This is a genomic window from Streptomyces flaveolus, assembly GCF_000716535.1.
GTDB lineage: Bacteria > Actinomycetota > Actinomycetes > Streptomycetales > Streptomycetaceae > Streptomyces > Streptomyces flaveolus_A.
Window position 1 is genome coordinate 1 of the sequence record NZ_JNWV01000133.1, and the last position, 920, is coordinate 920.

The window sequence follows — 920 nt, forward strand, 5'->3', positions numbered from 1 at the left end:
CCGTTGTCGGGGACGACGTAGGCGATCAGGCGGGTGCTGCCGGGCTGGTCATGATGAGCGACCACGGCGGCCTGACCGACCGCGGGATGATCGGTCAGGACGTTTTCGATCTCACCGGGCTCGATCCGGAAGCCACGGACCTTGACCTGCTGGTCGGCGCGGCCCCTGTACTCCAGATCCCCGTCGGCGTTGACCCGCACGAGGTCACCGGTGCGGTACATGCGTCCGCCCGGCTCGGGTCCGAAGGGATCGGCGACGAACCGCTCGGCGGTCATGCCGGGCTTGTTCAGATAGCCGCGGGCCAGACCGGCCCCGGCGATGTACAACTCGCCGGTCACCTGGGGCGGCACCGGCCGCAGGTGTGCGTCCAGGACGTAGACACGGGTGTTGGCCATCGGACGGCCGATCGGCACGGTCGCGCTGCCGGTGTAGGGGCGCGGCACACGGTGGTGGGTGGCGAACGTGGTCGTCTCCGTCGGCCCGTACCCGTCCACGACCGTCAGCGCCGGGCAGGCCTCGTGCAGGCGCTGCACCGTGGCGCCGGAAACGGCCTCGCCGCCCGACCACACCTCCCGCACTGCCGACAGCGCGTCCACGGCGTGCTCGGCGACCACATTCAGCAGAGAACTGGTCAGCCACAGCGCGGTGATGTCCTGGCTGGTGATGGTGTGCTGCAGGGCGGGAACGTCCAGGTCCCCGGCCGGGGCCACGACGACGGTCCCGCCGCTCAGCAGCGGCACCCACAGCTCGTACGTGGAGGCGTCGAACGCGGCCGGCGAATGCAGCAACACCCGCTGATGCGCCGATCGGTCGAACCGCGGGTCCAGAGCCAGAGCGGCGACATTGCGATGCGTCACCACGATCCCCTTGGGCGCACCCGTCGAACCCGAGGTATACATCACGTACGCCGCATCACCCGA

1 protein-coding gene is annotated in these 920 nt (G+C 70.1%); it reads right to left on the minus strand.

What is annotated here, in order from left to right; genetic code table 11:
- Window positions 1-857: AMP-binding protein (locus OO52_RS45490; RefSeq protein WP_432422523.1), on the minus strand; the 857-nt coding region annotated here is incomplete at its 3' end.
- Window positions 858-920: the final 63 nt, after the last annotated feature.